Origin of the sequence: Rhizobium sp. NPDC090275, assembly GCF_044772225.1 — a bacterium.
Classification (GTDB): Bacteria; Pseudomonadota; Alphaproteobacteria; order Rhizobiales; family Rhizobiaceae; genus Rhizobium.
In genome coordinates this window covers 1-18,295 of sequence record NZ_JBIVYL010000012.1, presented here as the reverse complement: position 1 = coordinate 18,295, position 18,295 = coordinate 1, and the positions used below count along the sequence as shown (strand labels likewise).

Sequence of the window (18,295 nt, the reverse complement as noted above, 5' to 3'; positions counted from 1 at the left end):
ATGGTGAACGCAAAGGACAATCGCATGAAACGGGACAAACTGGAACGCCAGGCGATTAGCGATGAACTGGCGAAACTCGACGGCTGGTCGCTCGGCGACGGCGGAAAGTCGATCACCAAGAGCTACAAGTTCAAGAACTTCGTCGAGGCCTTCGGCTTCATGACGGAAGCGGCGCTGGCAGCCGAAAAGCTCGATCATCATCCGGAATGGTTCAACGTCTATTCCAAGGTGGATGTGAAGCTCAGTACCCATTCGGCCGACGGACTGACGGAGCTCGATTTCAAGCTGGCGGGCCTGATGGAGAAGGCGGCGGCGCGGCGGATCGATTGAATCGCGGCTGAAGACCCCCCATATTCTGGCCTGACCTCAAAAGGGCCAAGTGGAACATAAAGGGCCAACTGGACATGGACGACGTCAAATACGGTGAAATCCTGCTGCCGGGCGATGAAGAAACGCAGGAGCGGCGGGAGAAGAGCGTTCGGCAGAAATTCTGGCCGACCTTCCGCAAGGCGGCGCGCAAGATCCCCTTCTCGCGCGATGTCGTTGCCGCCTATTACTGCGCGCTCGACCGTGAGACACCGCTCAAGGTGCGCGGCACGCTGCTCGCGGCACTCGCCTATTTCGTGCTGCCCGTCGACATGATCCCCGACATGCTTGTCGGCATCGGCTTCACCGACGACATCGCCGTGCTTTCGGCCGCCTTCGCCATGGTCAACCGCCACATCCGCCCCAACCACTACGAAGCCGCCGACAAGGCGCTGCAAGACGCGCCCGACCGCGTGCGGCCCGAGGATATGAAGACGGTGTAGGCCGGCTGTTCGCCGGCGCCGGCCCCTCACGCTGACCTTTTACGCTGACCCTTCACACTTGGCGCGCGCCTTTCAGCTGCGCCAGATATTCGCTACGGGAAAACGGGTTCGGGCCCGATCGACGGCGCACCGGCGCCGCGCCCCTGACCGGCCGATAGCCTGAAAACTCCGTTTCCATCGTCCCGAGACCGCTTGTCAGCGACGGCAAAGCGCGCTGGATGTCGTGGACGTTGATGGCGGCGATGGTGCCAGCCAGCATCATCATCTCTCCCCTTGCGACGGGCGGTTCGAGTGCTGCGTCGAGACGCATCAGCAGGCTTTGCACGCGTGGCAGCGCGTCGGCGGGCATGTCTATCGTGATGCGGTCGATCGGCTCGCAGACTTCTGTTCCGGCGATCCGCAACGCCTGCGCCAGCACCAGAGGCGTCAGATTGCGATGGTCCGACGGGGTGCTCGTCGTCCATTTTCGGAGCCTGGTGATCTCGGTGATTGAAACCGAGGCGTTGATCACCTGCCAGCCATGGATGCCCTGACCGAACGCGGCTTCGAGGGCTTCGTCGATCGCCTTGAAGGCGAATGGCGGTGCCGCACCGGGCTCGACCTCGAAGGTCAGCCTGTGCCGGCCTTCATTTTCGCCGGCTTCGACGCGAAGCCCGATGGTTGCCAGAAACGGATCGGGCGCGTGCTCGATGGCGTTTCCGACGCCGAGGACGCGCTCGACATAGATCGGGGAGGTGTCGAGGAAGCGCACGGAAAGGCCATAGTCGGCCTTCAGCGTGTGCTCGATCACTTCCTTCTGGACCTCGCCATAGAGCGAGATCGACAAGCCGTCCTCGCCGTCGCCCTGGCGAAGATTGATCAGCGGGTCCTGTTCGGAGAGCTGGGACAGGGCCTTCCACAGCGCAGGCGCATCCGCCGTGTCATCCGGCACGATTGCCGCTTCCAGCATGGGCGGCGCGAACTGCCTTTGCGGAGCCGTTGCGCGGTCTCCGATCCAATCCCCGATCTTGATGTCCGAGAGACCTCTTATTCTGGCGATATCGCCCGCCTGGGCTACGTCGCTGCGTCTCACCCGTCCTTCAGCAAAGATCTCGATGTCGGTGACGCGGTTCTCCCTGTCAGCGATTGAGCCGGCGATCGGGATCCGGTCGCGAACGCGCAAGGCACCTGAGACCACACGAAGCAGCGCGAGCTTCTCTCCCGCCGCATTGCGCTCGACCTTGAAGACGGTTGCCGAGACCGGGCCATCCGTCGGCGGTATCGGCGCCGGAAGAAGATCAGTGATGCCGTCAATCAGCTCCTCGATCCCGGCGCCTGTTATGGCCGAGCCGAAATAGACCGGGAAGATCAGGCCATCGGCGGTCTGCTGCGCCAGCCGTTCGCGCAGCGTTCCGGCCTCCACGACGCGATCCTCCGCGAAGGCGGCAAGCAGGTCATCGTCGCGCTCGGCGAGCGCCTGCAGCACTGCGGCGCGGAAGTCGCAGTCGTCCCAGGCGCCGGGGTCGAAGCTTGCAAGCGGCGTTCCTGGTGCGCTGACGGACCCCATCGGTACGAGGGCTGTCGTCAGACGATCGCGGAGATTGGCAAGTGCCGTCTCGCCGTCGGCGCCGCGCCGATCGACCTTGTTGACGAAGATGACGGTTGGCACCTTCAGCCGGGCAAGGGCCCGCATCAGGACGCGGGTCTGCGCCTGCACGCCCTCGACGGCGGAGACGACGAGCACCGCGCCGTCAAGCACACCGAGCACGCGCTCGACTTCGGCAATGAAATCGGGGTGGCCCGGGGTATCCAGAAGGTTGATCCGCGTGCCTCGCGCGCTGAACGAAGCCACCGCCGAGCGGATCGTGATGCCGCGGTCGCGCTCCAGCTGCAAGGTGTCGGTCTGGGTGTCGCCGGTATCGACGCCGCCAAGCGTCTTGATGACACCGGCGTGAAACAACAGGCGTTCGGTGAGGCTAGTCTTTCCGGCGTCTACATGCGCCAGGATTCCAAGATTGAGTGTTCGCATCGCACAACATGTTCATGGCTACGGGAGTGGCTCCATTGGCTTCGAACATGTGACGGCGCATGTGATTACCTCCATCTGTGGATGAAGGCATCTGATACTACTCTTCCCTTCGTTGCAAGGGCGCGTTGGCGGTTCGGCTCAGGCGTTTTCCGCTTCCAGCACTTTCTTCAGCTTGCCGAAGGCCAGACGTATGCGGGATTTGACGGTGCCGAGCGGCAGGCCGGTCGATTCGGCGATTTCGGAGTGGGATTGGCCGAGGAAGAAGGCGGCGCGGAGCATTTCGCGCTGTTCTTCGGGCAATTGGCTGACCGCTTCACGAACTTGTGCATCGCGATCGCCATTGGCGACCAGCTCGTCAGCGCCGATTTCGGCGGTCGGCTGCAGCGCCGGATCGTCCTCGTCGAGGATGCGGGCGCGGGCGCGCCGCTGGAGATCGATGCGGCGGTTGCGGGCGATGCGGAAGAGCCAGGTGGACAGAGACGAGCGGGTGGAATCATAAAGATCGGCCTTGTGCCAGAGCACGATCATGACCTCCTGGACGAGCTCTTCGGCCTCGCTTGCGGTCATTTTCTGCCTGAGAAGCCAGGATTTCAGGCGTGGGGCGAAGTAGTCGAACAGGATGGCGAACGCCTGCTGGTCGCGGCGTTCCGCCACAGCCCCAGCTAGGGCAGCGAAGCGCTGTTTGTCCTCGGCGTCCATTCCGTTCGAAAGCCCCCTGGCTCGATGAAATCCTTGACGGATTTCCAGTCCTTATTCACGTACATCGGTTTTTCGAAACGTCAAACTCTTGCCGTTATCTTTATGTCTTAAATTCCTTAAGAGCGATGGTTTCAGATCATTTCCGGACTACATCATCCCGAGCGTTAATCCGGCGCTCAACATTGACACCCGGGTGGAAATGGCACAGGCACGGACTTCTCGCGGCCTGCGTTGACGCTTTGGTAACCTGAATTAAGTCAAAATAAAGCAGATCGTGATTATGCGCCGCCCGCTCGCTCGGGCTCGAATCGCAAGAACCGGCAGGAATATCCATGTTTGTAAAAAGTACCGTACTCGCCCTTTCCCTTGTTCTCGCCGGCGCCGGCATCGCATCCGCACAGTCCAAGAAGCCCGCAGCCGCGCAGCAGCCAGCCGCCGCCGCTTCTACCGCGCCGACCCGCATCCAGCAGTTCCAGGCCTGGGGCGCCTATTCCTACAAGCAGGGCAACAGCACCGTCTGCTACGTCCTCTCGGTGCCGACCGAAAAGAAGCCCGCCGGCATCGACCACGGCGAGAACTTCTTCATCGTCTCGCAGCGCCCGGGCCAGAACATCTCCTACGAGCCGCAGGCGATGATGGGCTACACCGTCAAGGACGCCTCGAAGATCAACGTCGTCATCGACAACAAGACCTTCGTGATGTTCACCAAGGACAAGGCCGGCTGGGTCGAGAACGCCGCGCAGGAGCCGGCGCTGGTTGCCGCCATGAAGGGCGGCCACTCGATGACCGTCAACGCCACCTCGCGCAAGGGCACGGCGACGTCCTACAGCTATTCGCTGGCCGGCATTTCGGCTTCGCTGAAGCAGATTGAAAGCTGCAAGTAAGCTTGTTGATTGCAGGTGAGAGCGGGCCGTGCGGCCCCTCTTCCGCCCCTTTCGGGCAAGCTTTTCCCAGCGCAGGCCGTTGCAAAAATACGGAAGCGCATCCCGCTCAAAAGAGAAGCGACATGATTTTGCCCCGCCCGGTCCCCCGAGCGGGGCTTTCGGTTTCGGGCGTGGGGTTCGGATTTGCTGGGCGCTATCTGCCGCCCCTTGAACAAAATGCCGATCGGATGTCGGATCAACCAGCAGCCACCCGTCCTTGGGGTCCTATCCATCGCATCAACTTCGGAGGAACAACCCATGCCAAGCACCATCCGCCTGCACCGCGTTCTCGCCACCAAGCCCGAGAAGGTCTACCGCGCCTTCATCGAAGCCGACGCGATGGCCAAGTGGCTGCCGCCGAACGGCTTCACCTGCAGCGTCCACCATTTCGAGCCGACCGTCGGCGGCACGTTCAAGATGTCGTTCCGCAACTTCACCACAGGCAACAGCCATTCCTTCGGCGGTGAATATCTCGAACTCGTGCCCGGCGAGCGCGTGCGCTATGTCGACCGCTTCGACGATCCCAACCTGCCGGGCGAGATGGAAGTGACGGTCGAACTGAAGAAGGTCTCCGTCGGCACCGAGATCAACATCACCCAGGCCGGCATCCCCGACCTCATCCCGCCGGAAGCCTGCTATCTCGGCTGGCAGGAATCGCTGCGCAACATGGCGCGGCTGATCGAGCCGGAGATTGCGGAGTAGAGAAAGGGTCCGACATTACGGAAGTCCCCTCCCCAACCCCTCCCCCCAAGGGGGAGGGGCTAACCCGTGGCACACCCGTTCCAAATCATCCGCCTTGAGACTACCGACAGGTTACGCTTGCCACCGACAGCGCGTCCAGCAAGCCCCTCCCCCTTGTGGGGAGGGGTTGGGGAGGGGTCTTCGCCACACCTCACCCAACGAGTAAATGCCTCTTTTGATTGCATTAACACAGAACCGCTATCCTGACGTCACCAAGGGGCGCGCATGATATCCGCCCTTGGTATTCGCCGTCTGCGGCCTTGCACAGGACTGACATAAGCGGGATGACAATGAGGGACCCACCAGAAGCCAGCTTTCCTCGCCGCGAATTCAAAAGAGCGAAGCGGCCCATCTATATCGGTCTGCTGGCTGGAGGCGTGATACTTCTGTATCCGGTTGCCATGGGCACCACGAAGATACTTGGCCCAGAGTTTGGCGTGGCTCCCCGAATATTGCTCACTATGGCATGTTTGGCCATCTACGCCGTCGGAGCCCGTGCACTTCTGTCACGGTTTGATTTTGATGAGGTTGTCTTGGCGTTTGATCACCAAGGCATCCACTTCACACCCCATGGCGCGGAACGCATACCCTGGGCGTCGATCGCCGGCATCAAATACTACGAAGTGGGGCGATTCCGGGAGAACAAGATCATCGCGATCAGCAAACGGGATGCCGAAACAAACGAGACCAGAATTGGTGCTCACCTTCTCCGCGGCAGCAGGCCGCGAGAACTATATGAGACCATGAGGCGTTACCATCGTCACTTTGCACCGGCGATGAATAGCAAGGACGACGCGAATGTCGGTACCTATGCCTCATCGTCGTGGACAGGACTGGACGACGATTGAAGCCATGCAGCGGCGGCCGCCGATTGGCGCAGCCAACCTCACGTGCAACAAAAAAGGCGACCCGGAGGTCGCCTTTTTCGTCAATCCTTGCGGATGAAGCTTATTCCGCTGCCGGCTCGGCTGCGGCGGCTGCTTCAGCGGCTGCTGCCTTCTCGGCGGCTTCCTGTGCTGCCTTTTCGGCTGCCAGAGCCTGAGCTGCTGCAACCTTCTCAGCTTCCAGACGTGCCTTTTCCTGGGCGAGAGCGGCGCGCTCGGCGTCGTTGAGCTTGCGGGCGCGAACGCCGGTGTCTTCAACGATACGGGCCGACTTGCCGCGACGGTCGCGCAGGTAGTAGAGCTTGGCGCGACGGACCTTACCGCGGCGAACAACTTCTACGCTTTCGATGGCAGGCGAGTAGACCGGGAATACGCGCTCGACGCCTTCGCCGTAGGAGATCTTGCGGACCGTGAAGTTTTCCTGCAGACCGCCGCCGGAGCGAGCGATGCAGACGCCTTCGTAGGCCTGTACGCGGGTACGCGTGCCTTCCGTGACCTTCACGTTGACGCGGACGGTATCACCAGGAGAGAATTCCGGGAGCGTGCGCTTGGCTTCGATCTTGGCGACCTGTTCGGCCTCAAGCTGCTGAATGATGTTCATGTGTCAACCTCATTGTTGGTTCGACAACCAGAGCGCCCTGCGATCAATCCTTGGGTCAAGCCTTGGATCTATGCCTCTTCAGGCAGGGGCGAATGCGTCTGTCTTTCTTTGCTTGGTTGATGGGAGATTCCCATTCCGGGGGTGCGCATACTCTATCGCGCGGGCTTTGTCACCCCTTGTGCGTGAGATTCATTGGCGGGTGATGGTGATTGGGTCGCTGCCGAGCCCGCGTTTAATCCCCTCCCCAACCCCTCCCCACAAGGGGGAGGGGCTTGCTGGGCGCACCCTCTCACCAAACAGAAGCCTCTCGACCATCGCCAGTGATATGAGTTCGCGCGGAGGGCGCAACAAGTTAACCCCTCCCCCTCGTGGGGAGGGGTTGGGGAGGGGTCTTCGTGTCGCGCTGTGCATTATTTGATTAAATATTTGTCAAATGCCCAAATCGGGAGCAAGTTCGATTGTGGCCATTTTGTGGCCCGCGAATCCTAGGAGGGGATTACATGACATCTGGCAATCCGTCGCCCTCGTTGTACAACGAGGATCTGGCGCCCGCTCGGGAGAGGAAGTGGGGCGCCTTCAGCATCTTCAACGTCTGGACCTCGGACGTTCACAGCCTGTGGGGCTATTATCTCGCCGCCAGTCTTTTTCTTCTGTGCGGCAGCTTCATCAATTTCGTCATCGCAATCGGCCTCGGTTCGCTTGTGATCTTCGTACTGATGAGCCTCGTCGGCAATGCCGGCGTGAAAACCGGCGTGCCGTTCCCGGTGCTCGCCCGCGCCTCCTTCGGCACCTTCGGCGCCAATGCGCCGGCGCTGGTGCGCGCGGTCGTCGCCTGCTTCTGGTACGGCGCGCAGACGGCCGCCGCTTCTGGCGCGATCGTGGCGCTCCTGATCCGCAACGAGAACATTCTCGCCTTCCACCAGAACAGCCATTTCCTCGGCCATTCGACGCTGGAGGTGATCTGCTACGTCATCGTCTGGGCGCTGCAGCTTTTGATCATCCAGCGCGGCATGGAAACGGTGCGCAAGTTCCAGGATTGGGCCGGGCCGGCCGTCTGGATCATGATGCTCGTCTTGGCTGTCTATCTCGTCGTCAAGGCCGGCACTTTCTCCTTCGGCAGCGAAATCCCGCGCGATGTGCTGATCGAAAAGACCAAGGATGCCGGCGTTCCCTATGAACCGGGCACCCTGCCTGCACTCGCCGCCGTCGCCGCTACCTGGATCACCTATTTCGCGGCCCTCTATCTGAACTTCTGCGATTTCTCGCGCTACGCCAAGGATGTGAAGACGCTGCGAAAGGGCAATCTCTGGGGCCTGCCGATCAACCTGCTCGCTTTCTGCCTGGTCGCGGGCGTGACCACCACGGCGGCCTTCACCGTCTATGGCGAGGTGCTGCTGCATCCCGAAGCCATCTCGGCCAAGTTCGACAGCTGGTTCCTGGCACTTCTCGCAGCGCTCACCTTCGCGGTGGCGACGCTCGGGATCAACGTCGTCGCCAACTTCGTCTCGCCGGCTTTCGACTTCTCCAACGTCTTCCCGCGCCACATCAGCTTCAAGCGCGGTGGCTATATCGCGGCGTTGATCGCGCTGGTGCTCTACCCCTTCGCCCCCTGGGAGACGGGTGCCGCCCACTTCGTCAACTTCATCGGCTCGACCATGGGGCCGATCTTCGGGGTGATGATGGTGGATTACTATCTCATCAGAAAGGGCGAGCTCGACGTCGCGGCGCTCTACCGCGAGGACGGTGAATTCCGCTTCCAGAGCGGTTGGCATGTGAACGCCTTCATCGCCTTTGCGATCGGCGCGCTCTTCTCCTCCATCCTGCCGACCTTCACCTCTGTCCTGCCGGAATGGTGGGGTACCTATGGCTGGTTCTTCGGCGTCGGCATCGGCGGCGGGGTCTATTATCTCCTGCGCATGACCACCCGCGGCTCCGCCGTCGGTGCGGCATCGCGATAAATGCAGTGCCCGGCTTCGGCCGGGCACTTTTCTTCGCAACGGATGCGGCTGCCTGCATCCATTTTCTTCACTCCCGTCCGTTCCATCCACGCGACCTTTGCTCTAAAGCCCTTCCAACAGAATTGGAAAAGGCAGCGCAATGGGCTTCTCGATCACCACCTGGAACATCAATTCGGTCCGGCTGCGCATGCCGATCGTCGAGCAGCTCTTCCTCAAGCATCGCCCCGATATCATCTGCCTGCAGGAAACCAAGGTGCCGAACGAGCTGTTCCCCTTGGCGCCGCTGAAGGCCATGGGCTACGAGCACATCATAATCCATGGCCAGAAGGGCTATCACGGGGTGGCGATCGCCTCGCGCTTTCCGCTGGTCGAGGATCACAGCACCGATTACTGCAAGGTCGGCGATGCCCGGCATATCTCGGCGGTGTTCGAGCGCGGCGGCAAGCGTATCCGCATCCATAATTTCTATGTGCCAGCCGGCGGCGACGAGCCGGACCGGGCGATCAATCCGAAATTCGGCCACAAGCTCGATTTCATCGAGGAGATGAAGCTCTTGAAGGCCGATGGCGAGGCCAATACCTCGGCGATCCTCGTGGGCGATCTCAATATCGCGCCGATGGAGCACGACGTCTGGTCGCACAAGCAGCTGCTGAAGATCGTCAGCCACACGCCTGTCGAGACCGAGGGCCTGCTTGATGTCATGAAGCGCGGCCAGTGGCTCGACCTGATGCGCCAGAACGTGCCGGAGACACAGAAGCTCTATACGTGGTGGAGCTACCGCGCCAAGGATTGGGAAGCGGCGGATCGTGGTCGGCGTCTTGACCATATCTGGTCGTCGCGCGATCTTGGGCCGCATCTGCAGCGCATCGAGATCCTGAAAGAGGCGCGCGGCTGGGACCGGCCGTCCGACCACGTTCCGGTGACGGCGCATTTCGATCTCTAAGGGTCGTTAGGCAGGCGCCTCAGGCGAAGCGGTGAAGCTCGGCGGCGGCCTTGGCCGCCAATGCCGCGATATTGTCGCGGATGCGCTGCTGGATCAGCAAAGCCGCATCCGGATATTCCTCGATCAGCCGGTGAAACAGCGCGCGGGTGATGCGGATGATTGCCGTGTCCTCGCGAGCGATCGCCGTGAACTTGCGCTCGACGAGCGTGACCAGCGCAAGCTCCGACAAAAGCGTGCCGGACCCGACAACCGCCTGAACCTCAGGCTTGTTGTCGCGTCCGGTGTGGCTGAGTTCAACACTGCCGCTGACGATGACGTAGGCGCTGTCGGCGGGAGAGCTTTCGCGAAAAAGCATCTGCCCGTTCGAAATCACGCGCCGATCCGCGCCGAAGGCGATCAGCCGCAGCTGATCCTCCGACATTCCGTTGAAAAGCGGAAGCTGCGCGAGCAGCTGGATATCGTCATTCAGCGCCATGATTACGGAACGATCTTGTAGCCGCCGTTTTCCGTGACCAGGATTTCGGCGTTCGACGGATCGCGCTCGATCTTCTGGCGCAGGCGGTAGACGTGGGTTTCGAGCGTGTGGGTGGTGACGCCGGAATTGTAGCCCCAGACTTCTTCGAGCAGCACGTCGCGGGTGACGACCTTCTGTTCGGCGCGGTAGAGATAACGGATGATCGCCGCCTCCTTTTCGGTGAGGCGGATCTTCTGACCGTTTTCCGTGGTCAGCAACTTCTGGCTCGGCTTGAAGACATAGGGTCCGACACTGAAGGTGGCGTCCTCGCTCTGCTCGTGCTGGCGCAGCTGCACGCGGATGCGGGCAAGCAGAACCGCGAAGCGGAACGGCTTCGTCACATAGTCGTTGGCGCCGGCCTCGAGGCCGAGAATGGTATCGCTATCGGTGTCATGGCCCGTCAGCATGATGATCGGCGCCTTGAGGCCGCCCTTGCGCAACAGCTTCACAGCCTCGCGCCCATCCATGTCGGGAAGGCCCACATCCATGATCAGGAGATCGATGGCCGTCGCGCGGGCGCGTTCGACGCCCTTGGCAGCCGTGGATTCCTGGAGAACCGTGAACTCGTCATAGAGCGAGAGCTGCTCCGTGAGGGTCTCGCGGAGGTCGTCGTCATCATCCACCAACAAAATGGTGCGTGCTGTCATGCGGCTATGTCCCTCGCCATCTGGTCCCCTTACTCCTACGCCAACTTGAGAGTGTTGGCAAAGATCAGGATACCAAGCTGTTGTCGTATATGGTGCTATATGATTTCAATCATTGCCCCGGCAATTGCAAAAACATGTGAGAAACATGGAAAAAACAAGGCGGAAACCGTCTATACAACCAACGATCATCACGGTTAGACCCGCACCGGGGCAGAAAAGCCGGGCTTTGCTGCAATTCGGCACAGTCGTGATACCCGCGGCAGTTGGTCGCTCCGGGCGCACCACACGCAAGCGTGAGGGTGATGGGGCCACTCCGATCGCCGAAATGCGGCTGATTTCGGGTTTCGTGCGCGGCGAAAAAACCTCCGGTTTGCGAACGCGGCTACCGATTCGCCTTATCCGCGAGGACATGCTCTGGTGCGATCAGCCTGATGACGCCAACTACAACAGACCAGTCAAGGCGCCGTTCAGCAAAAGTCACGAAAAGATGAAGCGCGACGACGGGCTCTATGACGTCTGCCTCGTCATGGACTGGAATGTCACCTCGCGCGCCCGCAATCGCGGCTCGGCGATCTTCTTCCATCTGATCCGCCCCGGCTACCAGCCGACGGAGGGCTGCATCGCCATTCACCCGCGCGACATGAACCGCATCCTGCCCTACTTGCGCAAGGGCACCGTCGTCAGGGTTTTGTAGTCTTCAGCCAGGGAGCAGGGGTGATATCGCGCGCCGCCTGACCTATATGCAATGCGACCGACGCCCGGGCTGAGAGGCGTTTTGGGAAACGGCGGGATACCCGCCGTTCAACACGCCCCGTTCCATTCATCGCTTTCGCGGAGATTTATTGTGGCACAGCAATCCATCATTACGTTTCACGACGGACATTCCATTCCCCAGGTCGGCCTCGGCGTCTGGCAGACACCCAACGACATGGCGGCACCCGCGGTGCGCGCTGCTATCGAAGCCGGCTATCGCCATGTCGATACGGCCGCCGTCTACGAAAACGAAGAGGGCGTCGGCGAGGGCATCCGCTCGTCGGGCGTCGACCGCAAGGACATCTTTCTGACGACCAAGCTCTGGAACGCCGACCAGGGCTACGACACGACGCTGAAGGCCTTCGACAAGAGCCTGAAGCGCCTCGGCACCGATTATGTCGACCTCTACCTCATCCACTGGCCGGCGCCGAACCGCGACGCCTATGTCGATACGTGGAAAGCCTTCATCAAGCTGCGCGAGGAAGGCCGGGCGAAATCGATCGGTGTCTCGAATTTCTATCCTGAACATATCGAGCGACTGATTGCAGAGACCGGCGTCGTGCCCGTCATCAACCAGATCGAGCTGCATCCGGACTTCCAACAGAAGGTGGCGCAGGAAGCGCACAAGAAGCTCAACATTGCCACGCAGTCCTGGAGCCCGCTCGGCCAGGGCAAGCTGATCGCCCACCCACTTCTTGCCAAGATCGCCGAGAAGCACGGCAAGACGCCGGCGCAGGTGATCATCCGCTGGCACATGGATAGCGGCCTCGTCGTCATCCCGAAATCGGTAACGCCGTCGCGCATCGTCGAGAACTTCCAGGTCTTCGACTTCAAGCTCGATGGCGATGACATGGCCGAGATCGCCAAGCTCGACAGCAGCTCGGCGCGCATGGGTCCGGACCCGAAGACGGCGACGTTCTAAGGATTTGAATTGAGGGTTTGGGCCTGGAGCTTGTGGCTCTAGGCCCCGCCCTGCCAGGTCTTCACCGCCTCCAGCGGCCAGACCAGCATCAGCACGTTGAGCGTCAGGTTGTCCCGGATCATGTAGCCGGTGAATATCTCAAAGAAGATGGCGATCGTGACCGTCAGCCAGACCGGCGCGCGCCAGGCGAAGAAGAAGCCGAGCACCATGAACACCGTGTCCATCGCCGAGTTCAGAATGCTGTCGCCGTAGTAGTCGAGCGAGATCGTCGCCGTGCGATAGCGGTCGATGATGATCGGCGAGTTTTCGAGTAGCTCCCAGCCGGATTCGATCACCAGCGCCAGAAGCAGCTTCATCGCGATCGGCTTTCCGCGCAGCACGAGGTGCGCCAGGCCGTAGAACAGGAAGCCGTGGATGATATGGGACGGCGTGTACCAGTCCGACATGTGCTGCGAGTTGCCGCTGGAATTGACAGTGCCCTCCCACAGCTTGACGTAGCCGCAGGTGCAGATCGGCGTGCGCCCCATCAGATATTCGGCGAGGATCTGCGCGATGAGCACCGCGGCGCAGGCGATGAACCAGTAGGTCTGGTGCCTGGCTCTTTCAGTCGCCTGAAGCGCCGTCACTGGCCGGCCTCGCCCTCGGGCGCGATCGTGTGCTTCATGATGACAGGCATCTGCGCCAGCGTGAACAGGATGGTGATCGGCATCGTGCCCCAGACCTTGAAGGCGACCCAGGTGTCGTCAGAGAAATTGCGCCAGACGACTTCGTTGAGCACCGCCAGGAACAGGAAGAACACGCCCCAGCGAACGGTGAGCTTGCGCCAGCCTTCGGCATCGAGCTGAAAGGCGGCGTTGAAGACATAGCCGAGCAACGACTTGCCGAAGAGCAGCCCGCCGAGCAGCGTGAGGCCGAACAACGAATTGATGATCGTCGGCTTCATCTTGATGAAGGTCTCGTCCTGCAGGTAGATCGACAGCGAGCCGAAGATCAGGACGACGATACCCGAGACGAAGGGCATGATCGGCAGATGGCGCAGCACGACCTTGGAGATGACCAGCGAGATCACCGTCGCCGCCATGAACAGCGCGGTCGCGACGAATAGCGGGCCGCCGAGGGAACCCAGAACCGGGAACTTCTCCACCAGCCAGGGGCCGCGCAGATTGGCGAAGAAGAAGATCAGCAGCGGCCCGAGCTCCAGCGCCAGCTTGAGCATCGGGTGATGCTTGTCTGTCGCCGACGGGGTGATATCGCTCTCGGTCGTCATGAGGTCCCTAATCCGTTCCCTAACCAGTCTTTGTCGTCAGTTCTTATCGTCAGTCTCTATCCCGGACGCTTGCGCGCCCTTGCGGGCATATCTGTGGCATCAATCGCTTTTGACGGCAATGGCGACGATTTGATCAGCCCCGCGCGTCGCCGAGGCCCGCGATCGCATGGGCGAAATCCTCGGCCTCGAAGGGCTCCAGATCGTCCACGCCCTCGCCGACGCCGATGAAATAGACCGGCAGCTTGTGCTTGGCGGAGATGGCGACGAGGATGCCGCCGCGCGCCGTGCCGTCGAGCTTGGTCATGATCAGCCCATTGACGCCCGCGACGTTGCGGAAGATCTCGACCTGGCTCAACGCATTCTGGCCGGTGGTGGCGTCGAGCGTCTGCAACACGGTGTGCGGCGCGTCCGGATCGAGCTTGCCAAGCACGCGCACGATCTTCTCGAGCTCGGCCATCAGCTCCGTCTTGTTCTGCAGGCGGCCGGCTGTGTCGATGATCAGCACATCGCATTTTTTCTGCTTGGCCTGCTCGAAAGCATCATAGGCAAGCCCCGCCGCATCGGCGCCGAGCTTGGTGCCGATGAATTCCGACTTGGTGCGGTCGGCCCAGATCTTCAGCTGCTCGATCGCCGCCGCGCGGAATGTATCTCCGGCCGCGACCATCACCTTCAGCCCAGCGCCGGAAAGCTTGGCGGCGAGCTTGCCGATGGTGGTGGTCTTGCCGGTACCGTTGACGCCGACAACCAGGATGACATGCGGCTTGTGGCTGAGATCGAGCTGCAGCGGCTTGGCCACCGGCTTCAACACCTTGGTGATCTCGGCTGCCATGATGCGGCTCACATCCTCGCCCGACACGTCCTTGCCGTAGCGTTCCGACGCCAGCGTATCGGTGACGCGCAGTGCCGTCTCGACGCCGAGATCGGCCTGGATCAGGAGGTCCTCGAGATCCTGCAACGTGTCGTCGTCGAGCTTGCGCTTGGTGAAGAGCGCGGAGATCTGGCCGGTCAGCTGCGACGAGGTGCGGGCAAGGCCGGCGCGCAGGCGCTGGAACCAGTTGAGCTTGGCCGGGGGGACGATGGTGACGGGTTCGGGGGTCTCGTTGGCGGTGGAGAAGCCCTTGGGGAGGATGGGAGAGTCGGAGTCGGTCTGAGTTGGTTCGGGGGCGTCGATAGAAGCTGGCTCGGCGGGTGTGATACCCCCCTCTGCCCTGCCGGGCATATCCCCCACAGGTGGGGAGATTGGCTGGGCGGGCTCGCTCGCTTCATTCTCGACCGTTTCGTCGGTTGACGCCTCGGCCTTGCCACTCTCATCAGCATCAGAGGTCTGGTCGGGCGCCCCCAACGAGTCGATCTCCCCCCTTGTGGGGGAGATGTCCGGCAGGACAGAGGGGGGTACCGCGCCCACTGCGCCAACGTCTCCCGCCTCAGCATCAGACTCCGCCTCAGCCTCCAGCAAGGACAACGGCACCAACCCGACATCATCTGTCGCCAGCGCCGTCGGCAAATCCTCGGAAACCTCGTCCTCGGCAACACCCTCGCCATCAGCCGAAGGTCCACCCGCGGTCTCCACCTCCTCCGGCAACACCGGATCGGCGGCAACAGGCAGCTCCTCCACCGGCGCGGACGGCACCGGCGCCGTCACCTCGGCAACAGGTGCCTCCGCAACCGGCTCGACCGCAACCTCGGGGGCCTTGGTCTCGACCGTATCCGGCGCCTGCTCTTCCACCGTCTTGTCGGGGCCGAAGGTGAAGACCTTTTTGATGAAGCTGAACGCCATGAGAATTCCGTCAGGTCAGGCCGCGGAGGCGGCCGTCAGTTGCATGTCGAGGTGCTTGCCGTTGTGGCCGACGATGTCGACCTCGACCAGCGCGCGGGGGCTTAAGCCCGGCGCTGCGACAAGCGTGAAGTTTTCCGTATGCGCCAGTCCGTTGTTTTCCACCAGCAGCCATTGCCGCGTGCCGACCATGCGATCGAGATGGGACTGATGCAACATATGTCCAGTGGCGCGCAACCGTGCGGCCCGCTCCTTAACGAGCGCCCGGTCGAGCTGCGGCATCCGTGCCGCCGGCGTTCCCGGTCGCGGGCTGTAGGGGAAGACGTGGAGATGCGCGATCCGCGCGTCTTCGGCGAGCCTCACGGCATTGCCGAACATCTCTTCCGTCTCGGTCGGGAAACCGGCGATCATATCGGCGCCGATCGAGATCTCCGGCCGCAGCCTTCTGACCTCGTTGACGAAATGAAGCGCATCGGCGTTGGAGTGGCGGCGCTTCATCCGCTTCAGGATCATGTCGTCGCCATGCTGCAGCGACAGGTGCAGATGCGGCATGAAGCGCGCTTCGTCGGCGATGAGATCGAGGAGATGCCGGTCCGCCTCGATGCTGTCGATCGACGACAGACGGAGACGCCTTATATCCGGCACCTGCTTCAGAAGCGTCTTCGCCAGCAGCCCGAGCGTCGGCTCGCCTGGCAGGTCGGCGCCGTAGCTGGTGGCGTCGACGCCCGTCAGCACGATCTCGCGATAGCCGCTCTCGGTGAGCTTGCGCGCCTGATCGACCACCGATCCCATCGGCACCGAGCGGGAATTGCCGCGGCCATAGGGGATGATGCAGAAGGTGCAGCGATGGTCGCAGCCGTTCTGCACCTGGATGAAGGCGCGCACGTGGCCGTCGATGTGCTTGACCATCTGCGGCGCGGTCGCCTTGACGCTCATGATGTCGTTGACGCGCAGCTTCTCTTCCGCCGAGACGCCGAAATCCGGCAGCGCGCGATAGTTGGCGCTCTTGAGCTTCTCTTCGTTGCCGAGCACCGCATCGACCTCGGCCATCTCGGCGAAGGTATGTTTCTCGGTCTGCGCGGCACAGCCGGTGACGATGATACGGGCTTCAGGATTGTCGCGACGCGCGCGGCGGATCGCCTGGCGCGCCTGGCGCACGGCCTCGCCGGTCACGGCGCAAGTATTGACCAGAATGGCGTTGTTGAGGCCGGCCTTCTCGGCCTCGGCCCGCATCACTTCGGATTCGTAGGTATTCAGACGACAGCCGAAGGTGATGACCTCGACCCCACTCACTTGGCTTCCGCCCCCGGAGCCTCGACCGCCTCATCGCGCTGCCATGCGCCGGTCACGGGATCGACGGTGCCCGACCATTCCCATTCGGCGGGACCGGTCATGACGACATGGTCGTCCTCACGCCATTCGATGATGAGCGGCTGCCGGCTTGGCGCGGTTGCGACGTCGATCGTGACCTTGCGCCCGGTGCGGCCGGTGCGCGCCGCGGAAACGCCGGCGGCGCAGGCGGCCGAACCGCAGGCAAGCGTCAGGCCTGCGCCGCGCTCCCAGGTGCGGGTGCGCAGGCTCGCATCGGACGTCACCTGCGCCAGCGTGATATTGGCCTTCTCGGGAAACATCGGGTGATTTTCGAGCAGCGGCCCGAAGCGCTCCAGATCGAAGCTCATCGGATCCCTGTCGACCCAGAAGATCGCATGCGGATTGCCGATCGACATGGCCGAAGGCGAATGCAGCACCGGATTGTCGATCGGGCCGATCTGCAGCTCGATGCGACTGGTATCGAAGAACTCTTCCGCCAACGGGATCTTGTCCCACTGGAACACCGGCCTGCCCATGTCGACCGAGATCGTTCCATCCTCGTGCTCGGCGGCATTCAGGATGCCGGCGACGGTCTGGAAGGTGAAGACCTTCTGGCCCGTCTCGGCCGAAAGCGCCTGCACCACGCAGCGCGTGCCGTTGCCGCAGGCCTGCGCCTTGGTGCCGTCGCAGTTCAGGATATCGATCCAGGCATCGGTGCCCTCGGCCTTCGGATCATGGATCGCCATGATCTGGTCGAACTGGGTCTCAGAGGCCGCATTGAGCGCGATCGCGGCTTCGGGCGTCACCTTGTCCTTGCGCCCGCGCATGTCGACAACCAGGATCTTGTTGCCAAGCCCGTTCATCCTCGCGAATTCGACCGTTGCGCTCATTGTCTCATGTCCATGTGTGTTTGGGCTGTATATGGCGGAAATGCGCGGGAATTACCAGTGGCGGCGTGCGCGGCGCATCCGCTGTCTCCGTCAGCGTGACGACGGGGAAAATTTCACGGCTCGACCAAGAAACATCCCGACATTATCAGCATGATAGCCGAATTCGGCGTGCGCCGTTATCCCCGCCCTCCGCAATCGCCACACACTGGTGACGTCATCGGACAGGGAGCCGGGTTCGCGAACCGGTCACGCCAAGGTTGGCATCCGGCGTTCGGTGATGGTTGTGAAGAGGTGTTTCCAAGGCCGTCAGGGCCAAGGAAACATCCGGCAAGGAAAGGCCGAGAGACGCTCCTGTCGGCCCGGACGACCCGGAAACCTTGACGCAATCGGGCAGGTGGAAACGCCTGACACACATACCATCCACATACTGCCGCCTGCCCGCTCCCATTTTATGGGGTCCCGCCTGCTGCCGTCGCCGAGCTTTGCTCCGCGCGGGGCTTGGTGGTGTCGTGATGGTGCCAAGTGTCCACGCACGTCGAGCAAGTGGGACCGTGCTTAGCACTACTTTGGCAGATTCGGGCAAGGCTGGTTTGAGATGATTTGTGCTCTCTTCATTTGAGGGCGCGACATGGCAGATTGGGATACGGAGCT

General features: G+C 61.9%; 19 protein-coding genes. 9 read left to right on the top strand and 10 right to left on the bottom strand.

Features of this window, described 5'->3' with window-relative positions; genetic code table 11:
• Positions 1–24: 24 nt before the first annotated feature.
• Together ACIQUB_RS25470 and ACIQUB_RS25465 are read left to right on the top strand one after the other, a co-directional pair.
• On the top strand, positions 25–330 hold the full coding sequence (locus tag ACIQUB_RS25470) for a 4a-hydroxytetrahydrobiopterin dehydratase (protein ID WP_113239759.1): 306 nt from the start codon (positions 25–27) through the stop codon (positions 328–330).
• Positions 331–404: 74 nt separating this feature from the next.
• The gene (locus ACIQUB_RS25465) at positions 405–809 is read left to right on the top strand and encodes a YkvA family protein (RefSeq protein WP_113239756.1); all 405 of its coding nucleotides are present in this window, start codon (positions 405–407) and stop codon (positions 807–809) included.
• Positions 810–861: 52 nt separating this feature from the next.
• On the opposite strand, the gene ACIQUB_RS25460 is transcribed toward ACIQUB_RS25465, so the two are convergent.
• Positions 862–2,817 (bottom strand): translation factor GTPase family protein, encoded by a 1,956-nt coding sequence (locus ACIQUB_RS25460; protein ID WP_113239757.1) that lies wholly within the window; start codon positions 2,815–2,817, stop codon positions 862–864.
• 138 nt (positions 2,818–2,955) lie between these two features.
• Positions 2,956–3,516, bottom strand: a complete 561-nt coding sequence (locus ACIQUB_RS25455; protein WP_047508871.1) for a sigma-70 family RNA polymerase sigma factor — start codon at positions 3,514–3,516, stop codon at positions 2,956–2,958.
• 332 nt (positions 3,517–3,848) lie between these two features.
• On the opposite strand from ACIQUB_RS25455, the gene ACIQUB_RS25450 reads away from it, so the two are divergent.
• From ACIQUB_RS25450 to ACIQUB_RS25440, 3 genes are all read left to right on the top strand, one after another.
• Positions 3,849–4,400: an invasion associated locus B family protein gene (locus ACIQUB_RS25450; protein WP_113239758.1), complete on the top strand. Its 552-nt coding sequence runs from the start codon at positions 3,849–3,851 to the stop codon at positions 4,398–4,400.
• A gap of 297 nt (positions 4,401–4,697) precedes the next feature.
• The gene (locus ACIQUB_RS25445) at positions 4,698–5,141 is read left to right on the top strand and encodes an SRPBCC family protein (protein WP_018901925.1); all 444 of its coding nucleotides are present in this window, start codon (positions 4,698–4,700) and stop codon (positions 5,139–5,141) included.
• Between the two features lie 329 nt (positions 5,142–5,470).
• On the top strand, positions 5,471–6,028 hold the full coding sequence (locus ACIQUB_RS25440; RefSeq protein WP_162737621.1) for a hypothetical protein: 558 nt from the start codon (positions 5,471–5,473) through the stop codon (positions 6,026–6,028).
• Between the two features lie 100 nt (positions 6,029–6,128).
• Here the strand turns inward: ACIQUB_RS25440 and rplS are convergent, their stop codons facing one another.
• Positions 6,129–6,665 (bottom strand): 50S ribosomal protein L19, encoded by a 537-nt coding sequence (gene rplS, locus ACIQUB_RS25435; protein ID WP_047508847.1) that lies wholly within the window; start codon positions 6,663–6,665, stop codon positions 6,129–6,131.
• A gap of 500 nt (positions 6,666–7,165) precedes the next feature.
• On the opposite strand from rplS, the gene ACIQUB_RS25430 reads away from it, so the two are divergent.
• Positions 7,166–8,623, top strand: a complete 1,458-nt coding sequence (locus tag ACIQUB_RS25430; protein ID WP_113238123.1) for an NCS1 family nucleobase:cation symporter-1 — start codon at positions 7,166–7,168, stop codon at positions 8,621–8,623.
• Between the two features lie 139 nt (positions 8,624–8,762).
• Positions 8,763–9,566 (top strand): exodeoxyribonuclease III, encoded by an 804-nt coding sequence (locus ACIQUB_RS25425; RefSeq protein ID WP_113238124.1) that lies wholly within the window; start codon positions 8,763–8,765, stop codon positions 9,564–9,566.
• A gap of 19 nt (positions 9,567–9,585) precedes the next feature.
• Here ACIQUB_RS25425 and ACIQUB_RS25420 read toward each other — a convergent pair whose 3' ends face one another.
• Positions 9,586–10,041 carry a cyclic nucleotide-binding domain-containing protein gene (locus ACIQUB_RS25420; RefSeq protein ID WP_018901914.1) on the bottom strand — a complete coding sequence of 152 codons (456 nt, stop codon included), beginning with the start codon at positions 10,039–10,041 and terminating at the stop codon, positions 9,586–9,588.
• Positions 10,042–10,043: 2 nt separating this feature from the next.
• Complete coding sequence (locus ACIQUB_RS25415) at positions 10,044–10,727, bottom strand: response regulator transcription factor (RefSeq protein ID WP_018901915.1); 684 nt, start codon at positions 10,725–10,727, stop codon at positions 10,044–10,046.
• A 145-nt stretch (positions 10,728–10,872) separates the two neighbouring features.
• Between ACIQUB_RS25415 and ACIQUB_RS25410 the strand changes: the two genes are divergently transcribed.
• Entirely contained in the window at positions 10,873–11,421 is a 549-nt protein-coding gene (locus tag ACIQUB_RS25410; RefSeq protein WP_402933698.1) for a L,D-transpeptidase, read from the top strand.
• A gap of 150 nt (positions 11,422–11,571) precedes the next feature.
• A complete protein-coding gene (locus ACIQUB_RS25405; RefSeq protein ID WP_113238125.1) occupies positions 11,572–12,402 on the top strand; it encodes an aldo/keto reductase in 831 nt (276 codons plus the stop codon).
• A 38-nt stretch (positions 12,403–12,440) separates the two neighbouring features.
• Here the strand turns inward: ACIQUB_RS25405 and ACIQUB_RS25400 are convergent, their stop codons facing one another.
• The 5 genes from ACIQUB_RS25400 to dapF form a co-directional block, all read right to left on the bottom strand.
• Positions 12,441–13,028, bottom strand: a complete 588-nt coding sequence (locus ACIQUB_RS25400; protein ID WP_113238126.1) for a DUF2585 domain-containing protein — start codon at positions 13,026–13,028, stop codon at positions 12,441–12,443.
• Entirely contained in the window at positions 13,025–13,669 is a 645-nt protein-coding gene (locus tag ACIQUB_RS25395) for a septation protein A (protein WP_113238127.1), read from the bottom strand. Before ACIQUB_RS25395 ends, ACIQUB_RS25400 begins: the two co-directional genes overlap by 4 nt.
• A gap of 133 nt (positions 13,670–13,802) precedes the next feature.
• Positions 13,803–15,446 (bottom strand): signal recognition particle-docking protein FtsY, encoded by a 1,644-nt coding sequence (gene ftsY, locus ACIQUB_RS25390; protein ID WP_113238128.1) that lies wholly within the window; start codon positions 15,444–15,446, stop codon positions 13,803–13,805.
• A 15-nt stretch (positions 15,447–15,461) separates the two neighbouring features.
• The gene (gene mtaB, locus ACIQUB_RS25385; RefSeq protein ID WP_113238129.1) at positions 15,462–16,736 is read right to left on the bottom strand and encodes a tRNA (N(6)-L-threonylcarbamoyladenosine(37)-C(2))-methylthiotransferase MtaB; all 1,275 of its coding nucleotides are present in this window, start codon (positions 16,734–16,736) and stop codon (positions 15,462–15,464) included.
• Entirely contained in the window at positions 16,733–17,644 is a 912-nt protein-coding gene (dapF, locus tag ACIQUB_RS25380; protein ID WP_112981904.1) for a diaminopimelate epimerase, read from the bottom strand. Before dapF ends, mtaB begins: the two co-directional genes overlap by 4 nt.
• Between the last annotated feature and the right edge of the window lie 651 nt (positions 17,645–18,295).